Source organism: Micromonospora sp. CNZ297 (assembly GCF_007827625.1).
In genome coordinates this window covers 166,108-189,554 of record NZ_VISU01000007.1, presented here as the reverse complement: position 1 = coordinate 189,554, position 23,447 = coordinate 166,108, and the positions used below count along the sequence as shown (strand labels likewise).

Below are 23,447 nucleotides of genomic sequence, written 5' to 3'. Positions count from 1 at the left end.
AACTCTCCTCCTCCGAACCTTGCTCGTGGAACTCTCAGCCCTGAATGGTGGCGATGAACCGCTCGGCGTCCAGCGCGGCGGCGCAGCCGGTGCCGGCCGCCGTGATGGCCTGCCGGTAGGTGTGGTCGACGAGGTCACCCGCCGCGAACACGCCGGGCACGCTGGTACGGGTGCTGGGGGCCTGCACCTTCACGTACCCCTCGTCGTCCAGCTCGACCTGACCGCGGAACAGCTCGCTGCGCGGGTCGTGCCCGATCGCCACGAAGACGCCCGTGACGTCGAGCACCTTGCTCTCGCCGGTGTGCACATTGCGCACCCGTACGCCGTTGACCTTGCCGTCGTCGCCGAGGATCTCCTCGACCACGGAGTTCCACTCGACCTTGATCTTCTCGTTGCCCAGCGCCCGGTCCGCCATGATCTTGCTGGCGCGGAACGAGTCGCGGCGGTGGATGATCGTCACCGACTCGGCGAAGCGGGTGAGGAAGCTCGCCTCCTCCATCGCCGAGTCGCCGCCGCCGACCACCACGATGTGCTGGTTGCGGAAGAAGAAGCCGTCACAGGTGGCGCAGGACGACACACCGTGGCCGAGGTATTCCTGCTCACCCGGCACACCCAGCGGACGCCAGGCCGAACCGGTGGAGAGGATGACGGCGTGCGCGCGGTACGCGGTCTCGCCCACCCACACGGTGCTCACCGCGTCGGAGCCGATCTCGCCGGTGTCCTTCAGCTCGACCCGCGTCACGTCGTCGGTGAGGAACTCGGCGCCGAAGCGCTCGGCCTGCTTGCGCATGTTGTCCATCAGCTCGGGGCCGAGGATGCCGTCCGCGAAGCCGGGGAAGTTCTCCACCTCGGTGGTGGTCATCAGCGCGCCACCCGACTGCACGCCCTCGATCACCAGGGGCTTCAGGTTGGCGCGGGCGGCGTAGACCGCCGCCGTGTAGCCGGCCGGACCGGAGCCGATGATGATCAGGTTGCGGACCTCGTCCACTGCCGTCTCCCGATGTGTGTGTTCGTCACCGGTCGCACCGATGTCGATCCCGAGTGCCGACGGCTCAGGGGCGCCGGCGCCTGACTTGCAGAACGTCATCGTACGAAGCGGGGATTCCCGAGCCGGTCATCCGGTGGGTCAGGTCACGTGGCGGGACAAGCGTCGTGACCGCGTTTTCACCCTACCCGCGTCCGGAACCGCGTGTCCGCGCCGGACCCGGGTACTCCGCACTCCGGCCCGCTCACCCAGCCCCAGCGGGCGCCGCCCGCGTCCGCGAACGTCACCACGAGCGCCGGTGCGCCCTGGAACCGGGCGTAGTCGACCATGTTCACGGTGAGCGGCCCGGAACCGTGCTCGACCCCGATCGCGGTGAGGCACGCGGCGAGCGTCTCCGGGCGGGTCAGCCGGTCCACCCCGCCGAGGGCGTCGAGGCGGTACTGATCGGGGGACAGGGGCGTCTCCGCGCCGTCCTTCGCCGCGCCGGACGGACCGGCCATGTCTCCGGTGATCGACTTCGCTCCGGCGGGCGCCCGGGCGCCGGCGAGGCGTTCCGGTGTCCAGTCGGTGCCGCTGCGCACTGCCGGTCCGGTGGTCCGGTACGGCGCGCCGGCCATCGGCGCCGCCTCCCGGGCCGCCTGGTCGGCCGTACCGCTGTCGCCCGGGTCGGCCAGCCGGCCGACACCGAGCCCCACCGCGGCGACCGAGGCCGCGGCCAGGGCCACCGGCCCGGCGATGCGGGCCCAGCGCCGGGGACGACGACCGGGGCCGCTGTGCCGTTCGGGACGGGGTGCCGTGCCGGGTGGCCGGCTCGCGCCGCCGGACTGCGCCGGCACGAGCGGCGTACCGTCGCGCAGCGCGGGGCCGGCGCCGGCGAGCGCCGCGGTGATCCGGTCGGCCACCGCCTGCGGCATCTCCGGCGCGGGGGCCGCGGCCCAGCCGGCCAGGTCGGCGCCGACCAGGTCGATCGCGTCGGCGAGATTCTCGTACGCGGCACGCCACGTCGGGTCCTGCTCGACCAGCCGTGCCACTGTCGCCTGCTCGGGGGTGCCGTCCAGCGCCCCGCCGAGGTAGTCGGCGAGCAGGTCGTGGTCGACCTCGCTGAACTCCCGGGAAGTCACGGCTCCTCCTGGCTGACGGCCTGACGGGACGCTCCCGACGAGGATCCGACGCCCTCGGGGCGTCTGCGGTTCCCGGAGGTGAGCCGCGGCACGTCGGCGGCCGGTGCGTCGGTGCCGGTACGCAGGTGCCCGAGCAGCACGGCGAGGCGGGCCCGGCCTCTGGCGCACCGGCTCTTGACCGTGCCCTCGGCGACCCCGAGCATGGCGGCGACCTCGGCCACCGGGTAGCCCTGCACGTCGACCAGGACCAGCGCGGCCCGCTGTTCGGCGGGCAGTGCCGCGAGCGCCTGCCGGACCACGAGCGCGGTGTCGTGATCGTGGGCCGGCGCGGCCGGTTCCGGACCGCCGGTGTGCCGGCCCGGTTCGCCGTCGGTGTGCACGCCGTCGGGCAGCGGGACGGTGGCGTGGGTCTGCCGCCGCCGGATCCGGTCCAGGCAGGCGTTCACCACGATGCGGTGCAGCCAGGTGGTGACCGCCGAGTCGCCCCGGAACCGGGCCGCGGCACGGTGCGCCGACAGCATGGCGTCCTGGAGGGCGTCGGCGGCCTCCTCGCGGTCGCCGATCGTCCGCAGCGCGACCGCCCAGAGGCGGTCCCGGTGCCGTCGGAACAGCTCGGTGAAGGCGTCCCGGTCGCCTGCCGCGTGTGCCCGGAGCAGCTCCAGGTCGGAGCGGCCGGGCTGCGCGCCGTCGCGTTCCGCCATCACCACATCCGGCGGAGGTGGCGCGGCGGGGACGGCGGCCGGGTCACGAGCCCTGGACCACGATCTCCTGGACGCCGAGCTTCCAGCTGTTGCCGCTGTCCTTCGCCGGCAGCTTGGTGATCCAGAACAGCAGGTACTGGTATTTCTGGTCCGGCTCGAAGGCGTTGAAGATCATCTTGGTGCCGCCGTCCTCGTTCGCCGGCCCGATCAGCGTCGAGTAGGCGTTGACGAGCTGCTTGTCGCCGGAGGAGCTGGACGGGAAGTCGCCGCGGGCGCCGGTACGCAGCTCCACGGTGGCACCGGTGGCCGAGAGCGTCGCCTCCAGCTGCTTGACCGTGTGCGGGGCGCCCAGGTCGATCCAGACACCCATGCCCTTCTTGAGACCGCCGAACTTGCCGTTGTTGCGGTAGCTGTTGGTCTCCCAGCCCTCGTCGTCGTTCCCGTCGATCACCTTCTCGGCGTTGCGCACCTCGGCGCGGTCGCCGTCCGGGTCGATGATCCGTACGTCCTGGATGGTGAGCTTGCGGACCTGCGCGGCGGGCTCGGCGCCGCCCCCGGTGGCCGGCGCGCTGTTCGACGGCTGGGCGACCGGCTCCTTGTCGCCGTCGTCGCCACCGCCGAGCGCGTTGATGCCGATGAGCAGCCCGACCAGGGCGACCGCCAGCAGACCGGCGATGCCGATGGCGACCTTGCGACCGCCGGCCGCGGCCAGCGGTGAGGGTTCCTCGCCGGGCTCGGCGGTGAAACGCAGCGGACCGGCCTGCTCCAGGAACTGCTCGTCGGCGGGGATGTCGAGCCGGCTCAGCTCGGCGGCCAGCACGTCCGACGACGGCGGAGGGATCTCCGCGTCGAGCAGGTCCATGGTGAGGTCGTCGAGGTAGGCCGGCACACCGGCGCGCATCTGCCGTGGCGCGGCGATGGCGCCGCCGGCGTCCCGGACGGCGTCCGGCAGTGCGGCGCGGCCGTGCCCGGCGGTGGCGCCGTGCAGCGGGGCCTCGCCGTGCGGCCAGTGCCCGGTCAGGGCGAAGTAGAGCACCCCGCCGACCGCGCGCAGGTCGTTCTCCTGGCTGTCCGCGCCGTCGGTACGCGCGTCGGCGAGCACCACGCGGCCGTCGTCGCTGATCATGACGGTGCCGGGGTGGAGGTTGCCGTGCACCATGCCGGTGGCGTGCACGGCGGCGAGGGCGCTCGCGACGGCGTTGCCGATCGCGGTGGCCCGGGCCGGGTCCAGCGGCCCGTCGGCGGCGACCAGCTCGCGCAGCGACTGCCCGTCGACCCACTCGCGGACCACGTAGGCCCGGTCGTCCTCGTCGATCGCGTCGTAGACGCCGACCAGGTTGGGGTGGATGACGCGGCTCGCGGCGACCGCGGCCTGAAGCATCTCGGTGGCGGAGTCGCCACCCGGGTAGCGGAGGACCACGGCGACGGGACGGCGGAGCACCACGTCGACACCGCGCCAGACCAGCCGGCCCGCGCTGTCGTTGTTGATGTGCTCGACCAGTTCGTACCGCTCCGCGAGCAGCTCACCGACAGTGGGAGCACCGAAGGTCACGACCGCAGGAGAGGTCTCCTCCGCTTCCTGACCCTCGCCGACCTGGGTCACCCGTCCTCCCTCGGTGATCGCGTCGATCGATGGACCCGTGCTGCTGGGCATGTGGCTTCCCGCTCTGCCTTCGGTGGAACGGCCGGCGGTCTCGACACCCGCGCCGATCCCGGTCGTACCCGTCGAGAGCGACCTTACCCGGGATGCCCGGTTCTCCGACATGTCATCTTCCCGCTGTGACCGGCCGGAAGGCCAGTCGCCACGGGCCCCGGCCGGGTCGCCCGCCCACCCGGCGGGCGAGCCGGACACGCACCGTCAATCTAAAGGTTGGCGGCAACGAGGCGGCACAGGGGCGTACCGGTGCGGAGACGGGGAGGTTTTCCCCGCCCCGGCCTGCGCTCCCTCGTCCGTACGGTTGGTTGTCCACAGGCCGAGAGGCCCATTGGACGGCGGAATTCCAAGTTATCCACAGCCGTATCCCCAGCCTGGTGATCCTCGTTCACCGTCGGTCACCTAGGGGGTCAACGCCCGAGGCGCCGCCGGACCATCCCGACCACCTCGGTGATCTCGCCGATCCGCAGCACCATGGCGAGCCCGAGATAGGTCGCGCCGATCGCCGCGCCGCCGATCACCAACTGGACCGCCGCGGCGAGCCAGCTCAGGCTCGCCGGGTTGCCGGGGAGCACGGCCACCACGAGCACGCCGACGAGCGCGGCGCCGAGCGCCGCCACGACCACCCGGCCGAGCGTCCGCATGATCCCGCCCAGTCCGATCCGGCCCACCCGGGGCCGCAGCAGCATCGCCGAGATGATCGCCGCCGCCAGGTACGACACGGCGTTGCCGAGCATCATCCCGGCGGCCGCGAACGTGTTCGAGAAGAGCAGGAACAGGCCCACCTGGAGCAGGACGCGCAGCGCCACCACCGGGATGTTGATCAGAGCCGGGGTACGGGTGTCCGGCAGCGCGTAGAACGCGAAGGTGAAGAGCTGGCTCACCGCGAACGGCACCAGGCCCAGCGCCGCCACGAGCAGCACGGTCGAGGTGGCCACCGCGTTGTCGCCGGTGAACGCGCCGTACCGGAAGACCACCACCGAGATCGGGGCGGCCAGCACCGCGTAGCAGACCGCGATGGGCGCGAGCACCGCGGTGACCATCCGGGTGCCGCGGGACAGGTCGGCGGTGACGTCGTGGAACCGGTTCTCGGCCGCCGCCGCGCTCATCCGGGGCATCAGCGCCGTGATGATCGAGACCGCGATGATGCCGTGCGCCATCATCAGCAGCAGGAAGACGTTGTTGTAGATCAGCAGGCCGGCGTTCTCGCCGTCCCCGCCGCTGGCCCGGTTGAGCAGGTTGACCACCACGAAGAGGCCGAGCTGGTTGACCGCGACGTAGCAGAACATCCAGGCGCCGAGCCGGGCCAGCTCGCGCAGCCCCAGCTCGCGGAAGTCGAACCGCGCCTTCCACCGGAAGCCGACCTTGCGCAGCGCGGGCAGCAGGCCGATCGCCTGCACCGCCACGCCCAGCAGCGTGCCGCCGCCGACCAGCAGGATCCGGTCCCAGCCCACCTCGTCGGGCCGGAGGCCGGTCGCGCCGAAGACGACGATGTACAGGCCGAACGTGCCGATCGACACGAGGTTGTTGAGGATCGGCGCCCACATCGGGGCGGCGAAGTGCCCCCTGGTGTTCAGCACCGCGGCGATCAGCGCGCTGATGCCGGTGAAGAACAGCATCGGCAGCATCAGGTACGACAGCCGGGTGACGAGCTTGGTGTACGCCGGATCGTCGCCGCCGGCCGCGTACACGGCGGTCAGCACCGGGGCCAGCAGCACCGCGATCAGCGCGGTCGCGGCGAGCGCCAGTACCGCGAGCGTCAGCAGGCGCTGCGCGTACGCCTCGCCCCGGTCCGCGTCGATCTTGCGGCGGCGCACCAGCACCGGCACCAGGACGCTCGTCAGCACGCCGCCGAGCAGGAACTCGTACACCTGGTTGGGCAGGAACTGGGCGGTGGTGAACGCGTCGCCGACCATCGTGCCGAGCGCGGCGCCGATCATCAGGTTGCGGATGAACCCCGTACCCCGGCTCACCAGGCTGCCGATCGCCATCACCGCGCTGTTCGCCGCGGCGCTGGTCTCGGCGACCACCTCCTGCGGCGGTGCGACGGCCTCGACGCCGGGCTGGTTCAGGGGCTCGGCCGAGATGAAGGTGGCGCCGTCGTCCGGCGGCAGGCCGCCGCCGTGCGCGTTCGCGCTGCGGTAGAGCCCGCCGCTCATCTGCCAGCCTCCAGGGGGTACGTGGCGATCGGGCCCGGCCGGCCCCGCCCAACCGGAACCTTAGTCAACCCGGACCCGTTACCCGCGCCCGGCGCGGTCGATCCACCTCCGGCCCGATAGGCTGGCGATCCCATGTCCGAAGCCTCCGCCTCCCACGCCGCCGACCGCCGCGAACTGACCGCCGCGCAGCGCAACGCCGTCGCCGAACTGCTCCGAGTCTCACCGGTCGCCGACGAGCTGGGCCGGCGCTTCGCCCAGGCCGGTCACGAACTGCACCTGGTGGGCGGATCCGTCCGCGACGCGCTGCTCGGGCGGCTCGGCAACGACCTCGACTTCTGCACCGACGCCCACCCGGACGAGACCATCAAGGTCATCCGCGGCTGGGCCGAGTCGATCTGGGAGACCGGACGCGAGTTCGGCACCATCGCCTGCCAGCGCGACGGCCTCAACCTGGAGATCACCACGTTCCGCGCGGAGGTCTACGACCAGGTCAGCCGCAACCCGGTGGTGCAGTACGGCACCAGCCTGACCGAGGACCTCAAGCGCCGCGACTTCACAGTCAACGCGATGGCGGTCAGTCTTCCGGACCACCGGTTCACCGACCCGTACGGCGGACTGGCCGATCTGGCCGCCAAGATCATTCGTACCCCGGGAACGCCGCAGGAGTCGTTCCGCGACGACCCGCTGCGGATGCTGCGCGCGGCCCGGTTCGCCGCGCAGCTCCGCTTCGCCGTCCACCCGGACGTTCGCGCGGCGATGACCGAGATGGCTGCGGACCTGGACCGGATCACCGCCGAGCGGATCCGGGACGAGTTCACCAAGCTCCTCTGCGGCGCCGACCCGATCACCGGGCTGCGCCTGCTCGTCGACACCGGGCTGGCCGAGCGCTTCCTGCCCGAGCTGACCGGGCTGAAGCTCACCATCGACGAGCACGCCCAGCACAAGGACGTCTACGAGCACACGCTCACGGTGGTCAGCAACGCCATGTCGATGGAGTCCGACGGTTGCGACTTCGTGCTGCGGATGGCCGCGCTCATGCACGACATCGGCAAGCCCGCCACCAAGGCGGTCGGCGCGGACGGCCGGGTCAGCTTCCACCACCACGAGGTGGTCGGTGCCCGGCTGACCAAGAACCGGATGAAGGCGCTGCGCTACTCCAAGGAGATCACCTCCCAGGTGGTCAAGCTGGTCGGGCTGCACCTGCGCTTCTACGGGTACGGCCGGGGCGAGTGGACCGACTCGGCGGTACGCCGGTACGTCACCGACGCCGGTGACCTGCTGTCCCGGCTGCACAAGCTGACCCGCTCCGACTGCACCACCCGCAACCGGCGCAAGGCCGCCCAGCTCGCGGCCGACTACGACGCGCTGGAGGAGCGGATCGCCCGGATCGCGGCCGAGGAGGACCTGGCCCGGGTCCGCCCCGACCTGGACGGCAACGCGATCATGGAGCTGCTCGGCGTACCACCGGGGCCGGTGGTCGGTCGCGCCTGGCAGTACCTCAAGGAGCTGCGGCTGGAACGCGGGCCGCTGGACCGCGACGAGGCCGAGGCGGAGCTGCTGCGCTGGGCGCGCGACGAGGGCATCACCGGCTGAGGCCGGCGCCGCGGATCTGACGACGATACGCCGGCGTGTCGACCGAACGGTTGACCCGCTCCGGTCGATGTCTCCCGCATGATGAGTCATCGGCAGCCGCCGAATCGACAGATGCGGCTGTTCTGATTCATCCGCCCGTCCGATCCGGACGGTCGCTGGACACGGGGAGACAATTCGTGACACGTCGTGGCGGCTTGCGCCGCTCCGCCCTCGTGGGGCTCGCCCTCACCAGCGCCACCTCCATCCTCTGCGCCACCGTCGCCGGGCCGGCCCTCGCCGACCCGAAGCGACCGTCGGTCCGTGGCGCCGGCACGGCCGAGGCGGTGCCCGGCCGCTACATCGTGGTCCTCAAGAAGGGCAAGACCACCCCGGCCAAGGTGAAGTCCGCCGCGTCCGCGCTGGCCGGCGAGCACGGCGGCACCGTCCGCCGGGTCTTCGGCAAGGCGCTGAACGGCTACTCGGCCACCATGGACGCCCGGCAGGCCGCGCGGCTCGCCGCCGACCCGGACGTCGAGTACGTCCAGCAGGTCCAGCGCTGGAGCACCGCCGGCACCCAGACCACCCCGCCGTGGGGCCTGGACCGCATCGACCAGCTCAAGACCCGGACCGACGGCAGGTACACCTACCCGTCGACCGGCGCCGGGGTGACCGCGTACGTGATCGACACCGGCATCGACATCGACCACCAGGACTTCGGCGGGCGCGCCCGCAACGGCTACGACGCGGTCGAGCAGGACGACGTCGCGCAGGACTGCGACGGGCACGGCACGCACGTGGCGGGCACGATCGGCGGTACGACGTACGGCGTCGCGAAGGCCGTCGACCTGGTCGCCGTCCGGGTCCTCGACTGCTCCGGCCAGGGCGACACCGAGCAGGTGATCGCCGGCATCGAGTGGGTCACCACGAACGCCACCGGCCCGTCCGTGGCGAACATGAGCCTCGGCGTCGACCGCGTCGACCAGGCGGTCAACGACGCGGTCGCCCGCTCGATCGCCTCCGGCATCACCTACGCGGTAGCGGCCGGCAACAGCATGCAGGACGCCTGCGGCTCCTCGCCGGCGAGCGTGCCCGCCGCCATCACCGTCGGGGCCACCGACCGGGTCGACATGCGCGCCTGGTTCTCCAACTACGGCCGCTGCCTGGACCTGTTCGCCCCCGGCACCGGCATCGTCTCGGCCAAGGCCGGCACCAGCGCCGGCTCGGAGTCGATGAACGGCACCTCGATGGCGTCCCCGCACGTGGCGGGCGCCGCCGCGCTGCTCCTGGAGGAGCACCCGGGCTGGTCGCCGCAGCAGGTGCGCGACTCGGTCGTGACCACCGGCATCGGCGGCGTGGTGCACGACATCATGGGCTCCACCGACCGGCTGCTGCACATCGGCTCGGCCGTGACGGCCCGCGGCTCGTACGGGCTCAAGGCCCGCGTCAACGGCCGCTACGTCACCGCGGAGAGCGCCGGGACGAAGCCGCTGATCGCCCGGGGCACCTCGATCGGCGCCTGGGAGAAGTACGACGTGGTCGACGCCGGCGGAGGCCTGTTCGGCCTGCGGGCGCGGGTCACGAACAAGTTCGTCACGGCGGAGAGCGCCGGGGCGAAGCCGCTGATCGCCCGCTCGGCCACCATCGGCGCGTGGGAGAAGTTCCAGATCGTCGACAACACCGACGGCACGATCAGCCTGAAGGCGGCGATCAACGGCAAGTACGTCACCGCGCCGAGCGCCACCTCCCCGCTGATCGCGAGCAAGACCGCGATCGGCACCGCCGAGAAGTTCGACTTCGACGCCCCGGCACCCCTCGTGAGCATCAAGTCGGTGGCCAGTGGCAAGTTCGTGACGGCGGAGAACGCCGGGGCGAAGCCGCTGATCGCCCGCTCGGCGACCGTCGGCGCCTGGGAGAAGTACGAGCTGGTGAACGTGGGTGACGGCTACGGCACCTTCGGTCTGAAGGCCCAGATCAACGGCAAGTTCGTGACGGCGGAGAGCGCCGGGGCGAAGCCGCTGATCGCGCGGGGCGCCTCGATCGGCGCGTGGGAGGGGATGTCGTTCCTCGACTACAACGCCGACGGCTCGGTCTACCTGTACGCGAACATCAACGAGAAGGCGGTCACCGCCGGCAGCGCCGGCACCAGCCAGCTCATCGCGAGCCGGACCATCGACTGGAACAGCCCGACCCTCGGCCTGGGCGCGGGCGAGAAGTTCGTCGTCGCCGTGCTCTGATCCGTACCACCGCACGACGCCCGCCGGCTCCCGAGGGGAACCGGCGGGCGTCCGTCGTCACGGGGTGACCGTGGTGCCGTCCACTGTGGTCTTGCCGTTGTGCTGGGCGCTGCTGCCCAGCCGCGCCAGCAGCCCGGCCAGGTCGATGCCGGTCAGGTCGCTGCCGAGCTGGAGGCCCTGTGCGACGTTGCCGGCCACGGACTTGGTCAGCGACGACGCGCCGTCGGTGGAGATCACCGTCATCTTGTCGATCGCGCCGATCGGGGCGCTGGCCGCGCCGACCACCTCGGGCAGCACCTTGACCAGCAGGTCCAGCACGGCCGCCTCGCCGTACGCGGCGAACGCCTCGGCCTTGCGGGCCATCGCGTCGGCCTCGGCCTGACCCTTGGCCAGGATGGCCGCGGCCTCGGCCTGGCCCTCTCGCTCGACCGCCTCGGCGATCGCGGAACGACGGCGCTGCTCGGCCTCGCCCTCCTTGGCACCCTCGATCGCGTTAGCCTCGGCCAGCGCGGCCCGGCGGGCCCGCTCGCCCTCACCGGTGAGGCGGGCCTGCTCGGCGGAGGCTTGCGCGGCGGCGATGGTGGCCTGCCGCTGCGCGTCGGCGTTGAGCACCGCCGCGTTGCGGGCCGCCTCGGCCTCCTGCTCGACCTTGTACCGGGCCGCGTCGGCCGGCTTGCGCACCTCGGTGTCGAGCTGGCGCTGCTTCAGCTCGGCGTTGCGCTCGGCCACCTTCTGCTGCTCGGAGAGGATCGCCTGGTCCCGCTCGGCCTGCGCGAGCGGCCCGGCCGCCGCCGACTTCGCCTTCGCCGCGTCGATCTCGGCCTGGATGCCGGCCTGCTTGAGCGCCAGGTTCCGGTTCGCCTCGGCGATCGCCTCCTCGGCGAGCAGCCGCTCCTGCTCGGCCTGCTGCCGGGCCCGCGCCTCGGCGATGGCCGCGTCCTTGAGCACCCGGGCCGCCTCCGGCCGGCCCAGGTCCTGGAGGTAGGAGCCCTCGGCCGAGATGTCCTGGAGCTGGAACGTGTCGAGCACCAGGCCCTGGTTGGTCATCGAGTGCTCGGCCTCCTCGGCGACCGCGCTGGCGAACGCCGCCCGGTCCCGGATGATCTCCTCGACGGTGAGCCGCCCGACGATCGAGCGCAGCGCGCCGGCGAGCACCTCGCGGGTGAAGTTGTCGATCTCCTCCTGCTGGTTCAGGAAGCGCTGGGCGGCGGCGCGGATCGCGTCCTCGGTGCCGCCGACCTTCACGATCGCCACGCCGTGCAGCTCGGTGCGGATGCCCTGCTTGCTCACCGCGCCGCGGATGCTGACGTCGATCCGGCGGCTGGACAGGTCGAGCGACTGGAGCTTCTGCACCACCGGCAGCACGAAGACCGAGGCGCCGAGCACGACCTTCTGGCCGGACATGTCTGTGGAGCGGGCTCCGTCGGCGGACTGGGTGGTGCGGCCCTTGCGGCCGGTGACGATGAACGCCTGGTTCGGCCCGGCCACCTTGATCCGGGACAACACGAAGAGGACGAGGACGACGGCGAGGAGGACCGCGCCGCCGATGGCGACGAGCAGGGGCATGGGCGTTCCCGTCTGTGTGGTGGTGTCAGTAGGTCTCGACGTGCACGCTGGTCTCGCTCAGTGCTTCGACCACGAAGATCCGGGTGCCGACCGCGATCGGCCCGTCGGCGCGGGCGTTGAGCTTCACCGGCTGGCCGGCGAGGCGTACCCGCACCTCGCCGTAGCCGCCGCTGGGGATCGGCGTCACCACCAGGCCGATCGCGCCGGCCAGGTGGTCGCGGGTGGGTGTGGCGTCCGTGCGCATGTTGCGGGCCGCACGGCTCAGCCGCGCCGCCAGCCAGCCGGTGGGCACGGCGGCGAGCGCGCCGCCGGCCACCGCCGCCGCGATCATTCCGGGGGTACGACCCCCGAGCAGCTCGTTGACGATCGCGCCGCCGAAACCGAACGCCCCGGTGAACCCGGCGGCCGCCTCCAGCGACACCGGCCCGTCGACGTCCGGCTGGCCGAGGTGGAGCACTCCCGAGCCGAGCAGGGCGAGGGTCAGCACGCCGACACCGATCCCGCCGATGATCAGGAAGATGAGCGTCCCGGTGGCCATGACCTGCACGGTATCGACGCCGTGCAACATCGACTTCGCTCAGCGGTCGTCCAGCCCGCCCTCAGGGAACCGGCCGGGGAGAATGTCGGCGTGGGCGCGACAATGGGTGGCATGCGCTGGACCGTGCTCGACTCCCCGATCGGCGAGTTCTCCGTCGGCACCGACGACGACGCGGTGCGCGGCGCGCACTTCGGCCGGGTGGACGGGGCGGCCGGCGAACCCGGCGACGCGGTGGCCCGGCTGGCGGTGGCGGAGCTGCGGGCGTACTTCGCCGGTGAGCTGACCGAGTTCACCGTGCCGGTGTCGGCACCCCGGGGCTCCGAGTTCGAGCGCGCCGTGTGGCGGGAGATGACCCGCATCCCGTACGGGGAGACGAAGACCTACGGCGAGGTGGCGAAGGCGGTCGGAGACCCCGGAGGCGCCCGGGCGGTCGGGGTGGCCTGCAACCGTAATCCGGTGCCGGTGATCGTGCCCTGTCACCGGATCGTCGGCGCGGGCGGCAAGCTGGTCGGCTTCGGTGGCGGGCTGCCGCGCAAGGTGACGCTGCTGGAGCTGGAGGCGTCGGTGGCCCTGCGGCGAGCCTGGTCCTGACGTACGCGAAGAAGGAAGGCCGGGTCCGCGCGGACCCGGCCTTCCTTCTTGTGCGTGTCAGCGCGTCAGCGCTCGATCTCGCCGGCGATGAACGCCTCGACGGCAGCGTGCGCGTCGTGGTCGGCGTACTGCTCCGGCGGGGACTTCATGAAGTACGAGGAGGCGGAGAGGATCGGGCCACCGATCTTCCGGTCCAGCGCGATCTTCGCGGCGCGGACGGCGTCGATGATGACACCGGCCGAGTTCGGCGAGTCCCACACCTCGAGCTTCAGCTCCGCGTTGAGCGGGGTGTCACCGAAGGAGCGGCCCTCCAGGCGGATGTACGCCCACTTGCGGTCGTCGAGCCACGGCACGTGGTCGGACGGGCCGATGTGCACGTCGCTCTTGCTCATCTCGTGCGGGATCTGGGAGGTAACCGACTGGGTCTTCGAGATCTTCTTCGAGACCAGGCGGTTGCGCTCCAGCATGTTCATGAAGTCCATGTTGCCGCCGAAGTTGAGCTGGTACGTGCGCAGCAGCTCGACCCCGCGGTCCTCGAAGAGCTTCGCCAGGGCGCGGTGCACGATGGTGGCACCGACCTGGCTCTTGATGTCGTCACCGACGATCGGCAGGCCGGCGTCGGTGAACTTCTTCGCCCACTCCGGGTCGGAGGCGATGAAGACCGGCAGGGCGTTCACGAACGCGCAGCCGGCGTCGATCGCGGCCTGGGCGTAGAACTTGTCGGCCTCCTCGGAGCCCACCGGGAGGTAGGAGACGACCACGTCGACCTGCGCGTCGCGCAGCGCCTGCGCCACGTCGACCGGCTTGGCGTCCGACTCCTCGACGATCTCGCGGTAGTACTGGCCGAGACCGTCGAAGGTCGGGCCGCGCTGCACGGTGACGCCGGTCGGCGGCACGTCGCACAGCTTGATCGTGTTGTTCTCGCTGGCGACGATCGCCTCCGCGAGGTCCATGCCCACCTTCTTGGCGTCCACGTCGAACGCCGCGACGAACTTCACGTCCGAGACGTGGTAGTCGCCGAAGGTGACGTGCATGAGACCCGGGACGCGGTCGTTCGGGTCGGCGTTCCGGTAGTACTCCACGCCCTGTACGAGGGACGAGGCGCAGTTACCCACACCGACGATGGCGACGCGGACGGAGCCCATAGCGTCTGCCTCCTTCTTCTTCATCACGGCCGCTCTTTCCTGGACGTTCCAGGCGTGGGCGGGCTGTCGTTGTCTCCTCGGCCACCGGCCGTCCCGGGTCGCGGGTCGGCGGGGGCCCGGCCGGAGCGCTCGTTGGCGATGAGCTCCTCCAGCCAGCGGACCTCGCGCTCACAGGCGTCGAGCCCGTGGCGCTGCAGTTCCAGGGTGTACGCGTCGAGGCGCTCGGCTGCCCGGCCGAGCACGTCACGAAGACCTTCGCGACGTTCCTCGATCTTGCGGCGACGACCTTCCAGGATCCGGAGCCGGGTGGCCTGGTCGGTCCGGGCGAAGAACGCGAAGTGCACGCCGAAGCCCGTGTCGTCGTACGTCTCGGGTCCAGCCTGCGCTATGAGCTGGGCGAAGCGTTCCTTGCCCTCCGCGGTAATGGTGTAGACCACCCGACCGCGTCGGCTGGTCAGCGCGGGAACCTCCTCGGCAGTCGCGGGTGTCTCGGCGGCTTCGGCGATCCATCCCGCCGCCTGCAGCCGACGCAGGGTCGGGTAGAGCGAGCCGTAGCTGATCGCCGCCCGGATGGCACCGAGCTTGGCGGTCAGCTCCTTGCGCAGCTCGTAGCCGTGCATCGACGCCTCCTGCAGGAGGCCGAGGATGGCGAGCTCGAGCACGGGCCATCCCCTCTTTCCCCCTGCGCGGAGCGCTAACCACCGCGATGTATCGAACCGATACATCGCACGTTAGCGGAGAGGTGAGGATGGGGCAAACCCCTGCTTACGCGACGCGATCATCACGCATCGTGACCATGGTCGCCTGGGTTCGCGGGAGCGCGTACCCTTTGCCGCATGCGTACGCAGCGCCAGGTCGTCGACTACTCGCTTCAGAAGCGAGCTGTGCTGCGTGAACTGCTCGCCGGGCGGATCGGCACGTACGACGTCTGCGACGCCTCGCCGTACCTGAAGAACGCTGCTCGCTTCCACGGCGAGCCGACCGACCACCGCTGCCCGATCTGCCGCAGCGAGAACCTGATCCACGTCCACTACATTTACGGTGACGAACTCAAGCAGTCGGCCGGCCAGGCGCGTACCCGGGCCGAGTTGCCCGTCCTGGCCATGACGCTGCGTGAGTTCCAGGTGTTCGTGGTGGAGGTCTGCCCCGGCTGCGACTGGAACCATCTCGTCGAGCAGTTCCTGCTCGGCCGGGACGGTCTCGCTGGCGAGGCGGAGGACGCGGACGAGTCGGTCGCGGCCAACGGCTCCACCCCTCGGCGAAGGCGAGAGGCGCAACGGTGAACGCGGCTGTCCCGATCGCTGCCGGCCCATTCCCCGGGCGGCAGGATCGACAGCCTTTACGCGTAATTGGTCCGAATAGATCGGATTTGACGGGCGATCGCTGGCACGGCCGGCGGGTAACGTCCCGTGTTCCAGCTCACGGCAACCCGGTGGCGGCGCCCCCGCGCCCCACCGCGACCGGCAGGGTGTGAGGAATGAACTACGGCGATCCCAGTTCTTCGCGTGGGCGGGCCCAGATCCCGGGCCCGAACGGCGACCCCGGTTCCGAAGGGAGCCGGGGCGGGAACGGTTGGTCCGGCGCGGCTGAGGGCGGCGCCTCGGCGCGCGCCTCCGCGACACCGTACGGCGCGGGCGGCCGGGCCTCGGTCGGTGGCGCTCCGGCGCCGCGCGGGGCGGCAGGCTCGGCCTCGGTCGGCCGGGCCGGCGCGGGCGGCCGGGCCTCGGTGCCCGTCTCGCCGGCACCCGGCGTCTCCGGACGCGCGGGCGCCGGCCGGGCGTCGGTGCCCGTCTCCCCGGCCGCTCCGGCCGGACGCGCCTCGGTGGGCGCGGCGAGCGTCGGCGCGGCTGGCCCCGGCGGGCGTGCGAGCGTGGGCGCACGCGCGAGCGTCGGCGCGGCGGCCGTCGGTGGCCGCGCCCGGGTGCCCGGCGCCTCCGGCGGCGGCCCCGGTGGTCCCGGCGGTCCGGCCGGCCCCGGCCGGCGTGGCCGCGGCGAGGACCCGGCGCGGGCGAAGAAGCGCCGCCGGATCAACATGCTGATCGCCGGCTTCGCCGTGTTCATCATGCTCGCCGGCATCGGCGTGGTGAGTTTCACCTGGTACTCCACCAAGGTGGTGCTCCCGGAGGACACCATCCCGCCGCTGTCCACCACCATCTACGACTCGACCGGCAAGCAGGCCATCGCCCGGATCGGCGACCAGAACCGCCAGCTGGTCACCATCGACCAGATCCCGGAGCACGTCCAGCACGCGGTCGCCGCGGCGGAGGACCGGAACTTCTACAAGCACTCCGGTGTGGACTACAAGGGCATCGCCCGCGCCGCGTGGAACAACCTCACCGGCGGCGACAAGCAGGGCGCCTCGACCATCACCCAGCAGTACGCGCGCAACGCGTTCGAGAACTTGAACCAGGACACGTACGGCCGCAAGGTGAAGGAGGCGATCCTCGCCTCCAAGCTGAACGACAAGTACGACAAGCGCGTGATCATGCAGCACTACCTGAACGTCATCTACTTCGGCCGTGGCGCGTACGGCATCCAGGCGGCGGCGCGGACCTACTTCGGCAAGGACGTCAAGAGCCTGACCGTGGCCGAGGCCGCGGTGCTCGCCGCGCTGATCAAGCAGCCGGAGCCGAGCGCCACCCACCAGGGCTACGACCCGGCGATCAACCCGACCGCCGCGCTGGACCGGTGGAACTACGTGATCAACGGCATGATCACGGAGAAGTGGCTGGACGCGCCGAACACGCCGCAGCACCCCACCGAGTACCCGACGAACATCGCGAAGCCGTCGAAGAACAGCGGCGGCGGCTTCGGCATCGACACCCCGTACGGCAACATCGTCAACTACGTCTCGCAGGAACTGCGCGAGATGAAGCTCTGCACCGACAACGAGGCCGAGGCGACCGAGAAGAAGCCGCTGTGCTCGAAGGCGCTGAGCCGGGGTGGCTACAAGATCACCACCACCATCAACCAGAAGATGCAGGAGGCGGCGCTCGCCGCGGCCCAGCGGGCCAAGAAGGGCTCCGAACTCGCCGGCCAGCCGCCGAACCTGATGGCCGCCGTGGTGGCCATCGACCCGAAGACCGGCCGGGTGCTCGCCTACTACGGCGGCGACAACGGCACCGGCACCGACTACGCCGGGAAGAACGTCGACAACGGCGTGGTCAGCGGCGGTCACTCGCCGGGCTCGAGCTTCAAGATCTACACGCTCGCCGCCGCCCTGAAGGAAGGCATCTCGCTCAAGTCCCGGTGGAAGGGATCGGCGTTCACGCCGAAGGGCACCAAGTTCAAGGTCAGCAACGCCGGCGCCGACCGGGTCACCTGCGGTGACTCCTGCACGCTCGAGCAGTCGACGCTGAAGTCGCTGAACGTGCCGTTCTACTACATCACCGAGCAGATCGGCCCGGACAAGGTGCTCGACATGGCCAAGCAGGCCGGCGTCACCACCATGTGGCAGACCGACACCAACCCGGCCAAGGCGCACGACCTGACCAAGGCCGACCCGAAGGACCTGGCGCCGTCGCCGTTCTTCCACGTCGTCGGCTACGGCCAGTACCCGATCACGGTGCTCGACCACGCCAACGGCGTCGCCACGTTCGCCAACCAGGGCGTCTACCACAAGGCGCACTTCGTGAAGCTGGTGCAGAAGCAGAACCCGGACACCGGCAAGTGGGACACGGTCGGCGGGGAGAAGCTCAAGGGGCAGCAGCGGATCGACAAGGACATCGTCGCCGACGTGACGTCCGTGCTGAAGCAGTACCCGGGCCAGATCAACAAGCGCCTCGAGGAGGGCCGGCAGGTCGCCGAGAAGACCGGCACCTGGGAACTCGGTGACAAGACCACCCGCAACGGCGATGCCTGGATGATCGGCTACACGCCGCAGCTCGCCACAGCCGTCTGGGTCGGAAACGTCAAGGACCGCAAGGCGATCAAGTACAAGGACGGCCGGGACATCAGCGGCGCCCGGATGCCGGGTGACATCTTCCAGCGCTTCATGAACGACGCGCTCAAGGGCAAGGACAAGGAAGAGTTCCCGCCCGCCGCGAACGTCGGCGACGACGAGGCCGGCAACGGCGAGGCGCCGCCGCCGACGAACGAGCCCGGCCAGCCGGGCGGCCCGAACTGCGACCCGCTGGGTCTGTTCTGCCCCGGCGGCACGCCCGGTGGCGGCAACCCCGGCGGCGGCGACCAGGGTGGCAACAACCCCGGCGGGGGTGGGCTCCCCGGAGGCGGCGGACGCCCCGGTGGTGGCGGTGGCGGCGGTGGGCTGCTGCCGAGCACACCACCGACACGGCAGAACTGACGCGTACCACCTGACGGCGGCGGCCGGACCCGAGCGGTCCGGCCGCCGCCGCGTTTCGCGTACCGGAATTTCTCCGCGCGCGACGGGACGGCGACCCCCGGTGTACGGCAGGATGCCTCTCCATGAGCACCCAGTCGCCCGCAGGCATCGATGAGCCCGGCGCGTCCGAGGCGGCGCCACGATCCGCAGAGACGGTGGACCACCCGTCCCGCTCGGACTGGTTCGTCCGGGGCGCCTCCGGTCTGATCGGCGGGCCGCTCGGCGACCACGCCGCCACCCTGGACCGGCCCGCCGGCCGGGAGAGCCGGTTCTGGACCGCCGGCCGGATCGTGCTGGCGCTGGTGTGCCTGACGCTGGCCCTGCACTGGGTGCAGAAGTCGCCCTGCCAGGACGGCGCCTGGCAGAACAACGTCCAGTACACCCGGATGTGCTACACCGACGTGCTGGCGCTCTACTACGCCGAAGGGCTCAACGAGGGCAAGGTGCCCTACGCCGACCACCCGGTGGAGTACCCGGTGCTGACCGGGTACTTCATGGGCGCGCTCGGCCTGCCGGTGCACGCCCTCGGCGCCGACAACCCCGCCATCAACCAGGGTCAGTGGTTCTACAACCTGAACGCGCTGGTGCTCGGCGCGCTCGCGGTCGCCACCGTCGCCGTGATCCTCAGCCTGCGCCGACGACGACCCTGGGACGCCGCGTTGTTCGCGCTCTCCCCGGCGCTGGTGCTCACCGCCACCGTCAACTGGGATCTGCTCGCCATCGGCCTGGCCGCGTTCGGCCTGCTGGCCTGGGCGCGCGCCCGGCCCGACCGGTACGCGCTGCTGCTGCCCGGACTGGCCGGCGTCCTCATCGGACTGGGCGGCGCGGCCAAGATGTGGCCGCTGTTCATCCTCGGCCCGATCCTGGTCCTCGCGTTGCGCGCCGGGAAACTGCTGGCCGGGCTCGTCGCCACGGCGACCGCGCTGGTGACGCTCGTGGCCGTGAACCTGCCGGTGGCGATCCCGTACCGGGAGAACTGGGAACGCTTCTTCGACCTGAACACCACGCGCCCCATCGACTGGGGCACGCTCTGGTACATCGGCCGCTACCTGGACGGCCGGATCAGCCCGTCCTCACCCGGCCAGCTCGGGCCCTTCGAGTGGCTCAACGCGAACATCCCCACCCTCAACTGGCTGTCGTACCTGCTCTTCGGCCTGGCCTGCCTCGGCGTGGCCGGGCTGGCGCTGCTGGCGCCGCGCCGCCCCCGGCTGGCCCAGCTCGCCTTCCTGGTGGTCGCCGCGTTCCTCATCTTCAGCAAGGTGTGGTCCCAGCAGTTCGTGCTCTGGCTGCTGCCGCTCGCGGTGCTCGCCCGGCCGCGCTGGGGCGCGTTCCTGGCCTGGCAGGTCGCCGAGGTCGGCTACTTCGCCGCGTTCTACGGCGAACTGCTCGGCACGGCCATGTCCCGGCCGGTCTTCCCCGAGGGCGTCTTCGTGCTGGCGTCGAGCCTGCGCCTGATCACCGTGGCGGTGCTCTGCGGATTCGTCATCCGGGACATCATGCGGCCCGAACTGGACGTCGTCCGGCACACCTACGCCGACGACCCGGACGGCGGGGTGCTCGACGGCGCGCCCGACGCGCCCTGGCATCAGCGCTGGCGGGCGCGCGCCGCCGAACGGCCCGCCGAACCCGTTCCGGTGTGACCGAGACGGTCGTGTTCCGGTCTACAGCCGGAACACGACCGCCTCGCCGACCTGCTCCCGCGTCACGCCCAGCGCGTCGACCGGCCGGTCGAGCATCCCCTCCCACGGGGTGCCCTCCAGCTCGTCGCGCAACACGACCACGTTCTTCACGCCGATCTGCCGCAGGTAGTCGACGCTCGCGTAGTCCGGGAAGCTGACTGTCGCCTCGCGGATCTGGGCCTGCGAACGCGGCGTGAAACCGCTGCCGCCGTTGACCATCGGCTGGAACCGGTCGGTGGACCACAGCATCACCGGCTGATCGAGGTTCTGGCTGCTCGGCAGCACCAGCATCGGGCCGTCCACAGTTCGCATCGCCGCCGGCTGCCGCGGCACCACCGGCTGCGGCGTGGCGTTCAGCCCTTCCACGAGCACCAGCGCCAGCGGCAGCAGCGTGGCCAGGCGCAGCCACGGGCCCGGCCACGGCGGCACCCGCTCGGCGGCCAGCTCGCGTACCCGCATGCAGAACGCGGTGACCGCGCCGGCCGCGAGCAGACCCAGCAGCAGCGTGGCCCAGAGCATCATCCGGCCCGGCGTGCGCAGCCCGCTCCAGCCCGGCACGTAGTCGAACAACGGCACGTAGGTGAACCGGCCGCCGAAGAACCGGGTGCCCATCGCCAGCGCCATCGTCACCAGCACGCCGGCGAGCAGAAAGATCCGGTGCCGGACCCGCCAGACCGAGAAGAACAGACCACCGGCGGCGAGCGCGTAGAGCACGAAGCCCGGCAGCAGCGTCATCTCCGGATGCCAGGGCAGCACGGCACGGGCACCCTCGTGCAGCCCGCCCCAGACCCGGGACTCGGCCGGCGCGGTGAAGAACCCGCTCGCCGGCGGCGAGTAGAGCCCGATGTCGCCGAGCGTCCGTTCCGCGTTCGGGTGCAGCTCGGCCACCTTGAAGTACGGCACCGCCAGCGCCGCGCCCACCGCGGCGAAGGCGAGCCCGCCGAACACGTCGGCCAGGAACAGCCGCCGCCCGAACGGACGCTTCACCCGGCGCCGTCGCACGAACCACAGCACCACCGCGACCAGAACGGTCCCGGCCAGCATGTACGCGAACGGCAGCCCGATACCGAACCCCAGGCTGAGCTGCCACGCGGCCACCAGCCACCCGGCGAACGCCCAGCCCGCGTGCCGGCGGCGCGGCCGGTAGCCGTACCGCAGCGACCAGCCGTGACCCCGCGCCAGCATGGCCAGCGCCAGCGGGATGCCGCCGTTGGAGAGGATGTGCAGGTGCCCCGCCTGGGCCAGCAGCCACGGCGCGTAGGCGAAGCTCGCCCCGGCCACCGCGCCGCCGATGCGGCCCGCGCCGAGCTGCCGGGCCAGCACGTACGCGCCGAACGCGGCGAGCGCGTGCGCCAGCACGAACATGATGTTGTAGCGCAGCACGGCGTGCTCCGGGCCGACCCCGATCAGGCCGGCCGGGGCGTACCCGAGGAGCGTGTCGGAGAACGCGAAGCTCCAGTTCTCCGGATAGAACGTGTTCGCGTGCCACAGCATCGCCGGGTCGGTCCGCAGGATGTGGCCGGACCACGCCATCTGCCACGCCTGCAGGCTCGGATCCCAGTAGTCCTGCGGCAGCGTGTGCCGCGGATAGCGCAACGTGGGCCAGGTCATCGCCGCGGCCAGCGCCAGTGCGGCGACGGCGGCGAGCGTCCACTCGTGCACCAGGAACCGGCCGACCGCGCGGACGGCCCGGCGGGCCCGGCCGAGCACCGGCTCCGGCGCGGGCCCGAACGCGGACCAGGGATCGGCGGCCTCGCCGTCGGCCGTACCCGTTGTGTTCTCGTCTCCGGCGTCGGCCTTGTCGGCGGCGGTTCCGCCGTCGCCGCCGTTCGTCCGGGCGTCGTGGGCGTCGCCCTCGGCGGCGGCCTCGTCCCGGGCCTCGGCCTTCTTTCCGGCGGTGTCGTCCGTGCCGGATCCGCCCCCGGCGGTCCCACCCTCGCCGGGCGGGGCCGTCCCGGTCGCGTCGTCCGGCCGGTCCGGTGCGGTCGCGTCGCCGTCCGGACGGGGCTCGGCGCCGGACCGGCGGCCGGTCGTGCCGGACTGCTCGGTCGTCACGCCGCCGCGCCCAACTGCCCGCGCAGGAACGCGATGTCGGCGGTCTGGCCCTCGATGCCGCCGGGGGTCTCCACGATCACCGGTGCGCCGGCCGCGCGGATCACCGCCACCAGCAGCTCCGGATCGATGGTGCCGCCGGTCAGGTTGTCGTGCCGGTCCTGGCCGGAGTTGAACGCGCCCTTGGAGTTGTTCGCGTGGATCAGGTCGATCCGGCCGGTGATCGCCTTCACCCGGTCGACCAGGCCCAGCAGTTCCTCGCCGCCCGCGTACGCGTGGCAGGTGTCCAGGCAGAAGCCGACCTCGTGGTCGCCGAGCGCGTCCCAGAGCCGGGCCAGCGAGTCGAGGTGCCGGGCGCAGGCGTTGTCACCGCCGGCGGTGTTCTCGATCAGCACCGGCAGCGGGAAGCCGCCCGAGTCCGCCGCGTACGCGAAGGTCTTGCGCCAGTTGTCGAAGCCGACCGCGACGTCGTGGCCGGCGTTGACGTGGCCGCCGTGCACGATCAGCCCTCTGGCCCCGACGTCCGCCGCGGCGGACGCGTGGGCGAGCAGCAGCTTGCGGCTGGGAATGCGGATCCGGTTGTTGAGCGTGGCCACGTTGATCACGTACGGCGCGTGCACGTAGAGGTCGACGTCGGCGGAACGCAGGCGCTCGGCGTCCTCGCGCGGCTTCGGGGCCTTCCAGCCCTGCGGGTCGGCCAGGAAGAACTGGACCGCCTCGGCCTGCCGGGCGGCCGCCTCGGCCAGCGGGTCGGTCGGGTCGACGTGGGCTCCGATTCGCATGCAGGGCAGCCTACGTCGCGCCTGCGACGGTCGGCGCGCTCGCGGGAGGCGCCCGGCGGGTCGGCCGCGTCACCACCCGGCCCGGCGGTCGTTGTCCGAGGTGGGATCGATGGTCGACGCTCCGCCCGCACGTGGTCCACAGCACGGACGGGCGAGGGTGGACCCCCGGAAACGGGACGCCCCGCCGTGCGGCCCGGCACTGCGGGGCGGGATCCGCTCGTCATCCCGGTACGGGAGGCCAGCAGTAGGACCAATTCCTCCATTTACCCCAAGTGGTGACGAGAGCCATTGTATGGTCAGACCAGGTGACAACACGATAAAGCTCC

At 71.8% G+C, this 23,447-nt stretch carries 17 protein-coding genes; 6 read left to right on the top strand and 11 right to left on the bottom strand.

From position 1 onward, the window contains the following. Nucleotides 1-34: 34 nt before the first annotated feature. The 5 genes from trxB to murJ form a co-directional block, all read right to left on the bottom strand. Complete coding sequence (gene trxB / locus FB454_RS15610) at nt 35-988, bottom strand: thioredoxin-disulfide reductase (RefSeq protein ID WP_030269547.1); 954 nt, start codon at nt 986-988, stop codon at nt 35-37. A 176-nt stretch (nt 989-1,164) separates the two neighbouring features. Further along, nucleotides 1,165-2,106 (bottom strand): hypothetical protein, encoded by a 942-nt coding sequence (locus FB454_RS15605; RefSeq protein WP_071097344.1) that lies wholly within the window; start codon nt 2,104-2,106, stop codon nt 1,165-1,167. Beyond that, nucleotides 2,103-2,807, bottom strand: coding sequence for an RNA polymerase sigma factor SigM (gene sigM, locus FB454_RS15600; protein WP_030269539.1), 705 nt, complete (start codon nt 2,805-2,807; stop codon nt 2,103-2,105). The genes FB454_RS15605 and sigM overlap by 4 nt, the downstream gene beginning before the upstream one ends. Before the next feature lie 43 nt (nt 2,808-2,850). Further along, entirely contained in the window at nt 2,851-4,461 is a 1,611-nt protein-coding gene (locus FB454_RS15595; RefSeq protein WP_030269537.1) for a protein kinase family protein, read from the bottom strand. 410 nt (nt 4,462-4,871) lie between these two features. After that, nucleotides 4,872-6,620 carry a murein biosynthesis integral membrane protein MurJ gene (gene murJ / locus FB454_RS15590; protein WP_145823125.1) on the bottom strand — a complete coding sequence of 583 codons (1,749 nt, stop codon included), beginning with the start codon at nt 6,618-6,620 and terminating at the stop codon, nt 4,872-4,874. 132 nt (nt 6,621-6,752) lie between these two features. Here murJ and FB454_RS15585 point away from each other — a divergent pair, with 132 nt between their 5' ends. Then, a complete protein-coding gene (locus tag FB454_RS15585) occupies nt 6,753-8,213 on the top strand; it encodes a CCA tRNA nucleotidyltransferase (protein ID WP_013289369.1) in 1,461 nt (486 codons plus the stop codon). A gap of 176 nt (nt 8,214-8,389) precedes the next feature. Further along, entirely contained in the window at nt 8,390-10,426 is a 2,037-nt protein-coding gene (locus FB454_RS15580) for a S8 family serine peptidase (RefSeq protein ID WP_145823124.1), read from the top strand. Nucleotides 10,427-10,483: 57 nt separating this feature from the next. On the opposite strand, the gene FB454_RS15575 is transcribed toward FB454_RS15580, so the two are convergent. Together FB454_RS15575 and FB454_RS15570 are read right to left on the bottom strand one after the other, a co-directional pair. Next, nucleotides 10,484-11,992 (bottom strand): flotillin family protein, encoded by a 1,509-nt coding sequence (locus FB454_RS15575; protein WP_013289367.1) that lies wholly within the window; start codon nt 11,990-11,992, stop codon nt 10,484-10,486. 25 nt (nt 11,993-12,017) lie between these two features. Continuing rightward, the gene (locus FB454_RS15570) at nt 12,018-12,560 is read right to left on the bottom strand and encodes an NfeD family protein (protein ID WP_013289366.1); all 543 of its coding nucleotides are present in this window, start codon (nt 12,558-12,560) and stop codon (nt 12,018-12,020) included. A gap of 81 nt (nt 12,561-12,641) precedes the next feature. Here FB454_RS15570 and FB454_RS15565 point away from each other — a divergent pair, with 81 nt between their 5' ends. Beyond that, nucleotides 12,642-13,121, top strand: a complete 480-nt coding sequence (locus tag FB454_RS15565; RefSeq protein WP_091330524.1) for a methylated-DNA--[protein]-cysteine S-methyltransferase — start codon at nt 12,642-12,644, stop codon at nt 13,119-13,121. Nucleotides 13,122-13,186: 65 nt separating this feature from the next. On the opposite strand, the gene FB454_RS15560 is transcribed toward FB454_RS15565, so the two are convergent. Further along, nucleotides 13,187-14,266 (bottom strand): inositol-3-phosphate synthase, encoded by a 1,080-nt coding sequence (locus FB454_RS15560; RefSeq protein ID WP_013289364.1) that lies wholly within the window; start codon nt 14,264-14,266, stop codon nt 13,187-13,189. A 23-nt stretch (nt 14,267-14,289) separates the two neighbouring features. After that, nucleotides 14,290-14,928 carry a PadR family transcriptional regulator gene (locus FB454_RS15555; protein WP_013289363.1) on the bottom strand — a complete coding sequence of 213 codons (639 nt, stop codon included), beginning with the start codon at nt 14,926-14,928 and terminating at the stop codon, nt 14,290-14,292. Between the two features lie 174 nt (nt 14,929-15,102). On the opposite strand from FB454_RS15555, the gene FB454_RS15550 reads away from it, so the two are divergent. From FB454_RS15550 to FB454_RS15540, 3 genes are all read left to right on the top strand, one after another. Continuing rightward, complete coding sequence (locus FB454_RS15550) at nt 15,103-15,549, top strand: DUF5318 domain-containing protein (protein WP_013289362.1); 447 nt, start codon at nt 15,103-15,105, stop codon at nt 15,547-15,549. Nucleotides 15,550-15,743: 194 nt separating this feature from the next. Continuing rightward, complete coding sequence (locus FB454_RS15545; protein ID WP_145754171.1) at nt 15,744-18,569, top strand: transglycosylase domain-containing protein; 2,826 nt, start codon at nt 15,744-15,746, stop codon at nt 18,567-18,569. Nucleotides 18,570-18,691: 122 nt separating this feature from the next. Continuing rightward, nucleotides 18,692-20,248 carry a glycosyltransferase 87 family protein gene (locus tag FB454_RS15540; protein WP_145754175.1) on the top strand — a complete coding sequence of 519 codons (1,557 nt, stop codon included), beginning with the start codon at nt 18,692-18,694 and terminating at the stop codon, nt 20,246-20,248. Nucleotides 20,249-20,269: 21 nt separating this feature from the next. On the opposite strand, the gene FB454_RS15535 is transcribed toward FB454_RS15540, so the two are convergent. Together FB454_RS15535 and FB454_RS15530 are read right to left on the bottom strand one after the other, a co-directional pair. Further along, nucleotides 20,270-22,342 carry a hypothetical protein gene (locus FB454_RS15535; protein ID WP_145754191.1) on the bottom strand — a complete coding sequence of 691 codons (2,073 nt, stop codon included), beginning with the start codon at nt 22,340-22,342 and terminating at the stop codon, nt 20,270-20,272. Next, on the bottom strand, nt 22,339-23,121 hold the full coding sequence (locus FB454_RS15530) for a deoxyribonuclease IV (protein ID WP_145754194.1): 783 nt from the start codon (nt 23,119-23,121) through the stop codon (nt 22,339-22,341). Before FB454_RS15530 ends, FB454_RS15535 begins: the two co-directional genes overlap by 4 nt. Nucleotides 23,122-23,447 lie beyond the last annotated feature (326 nt).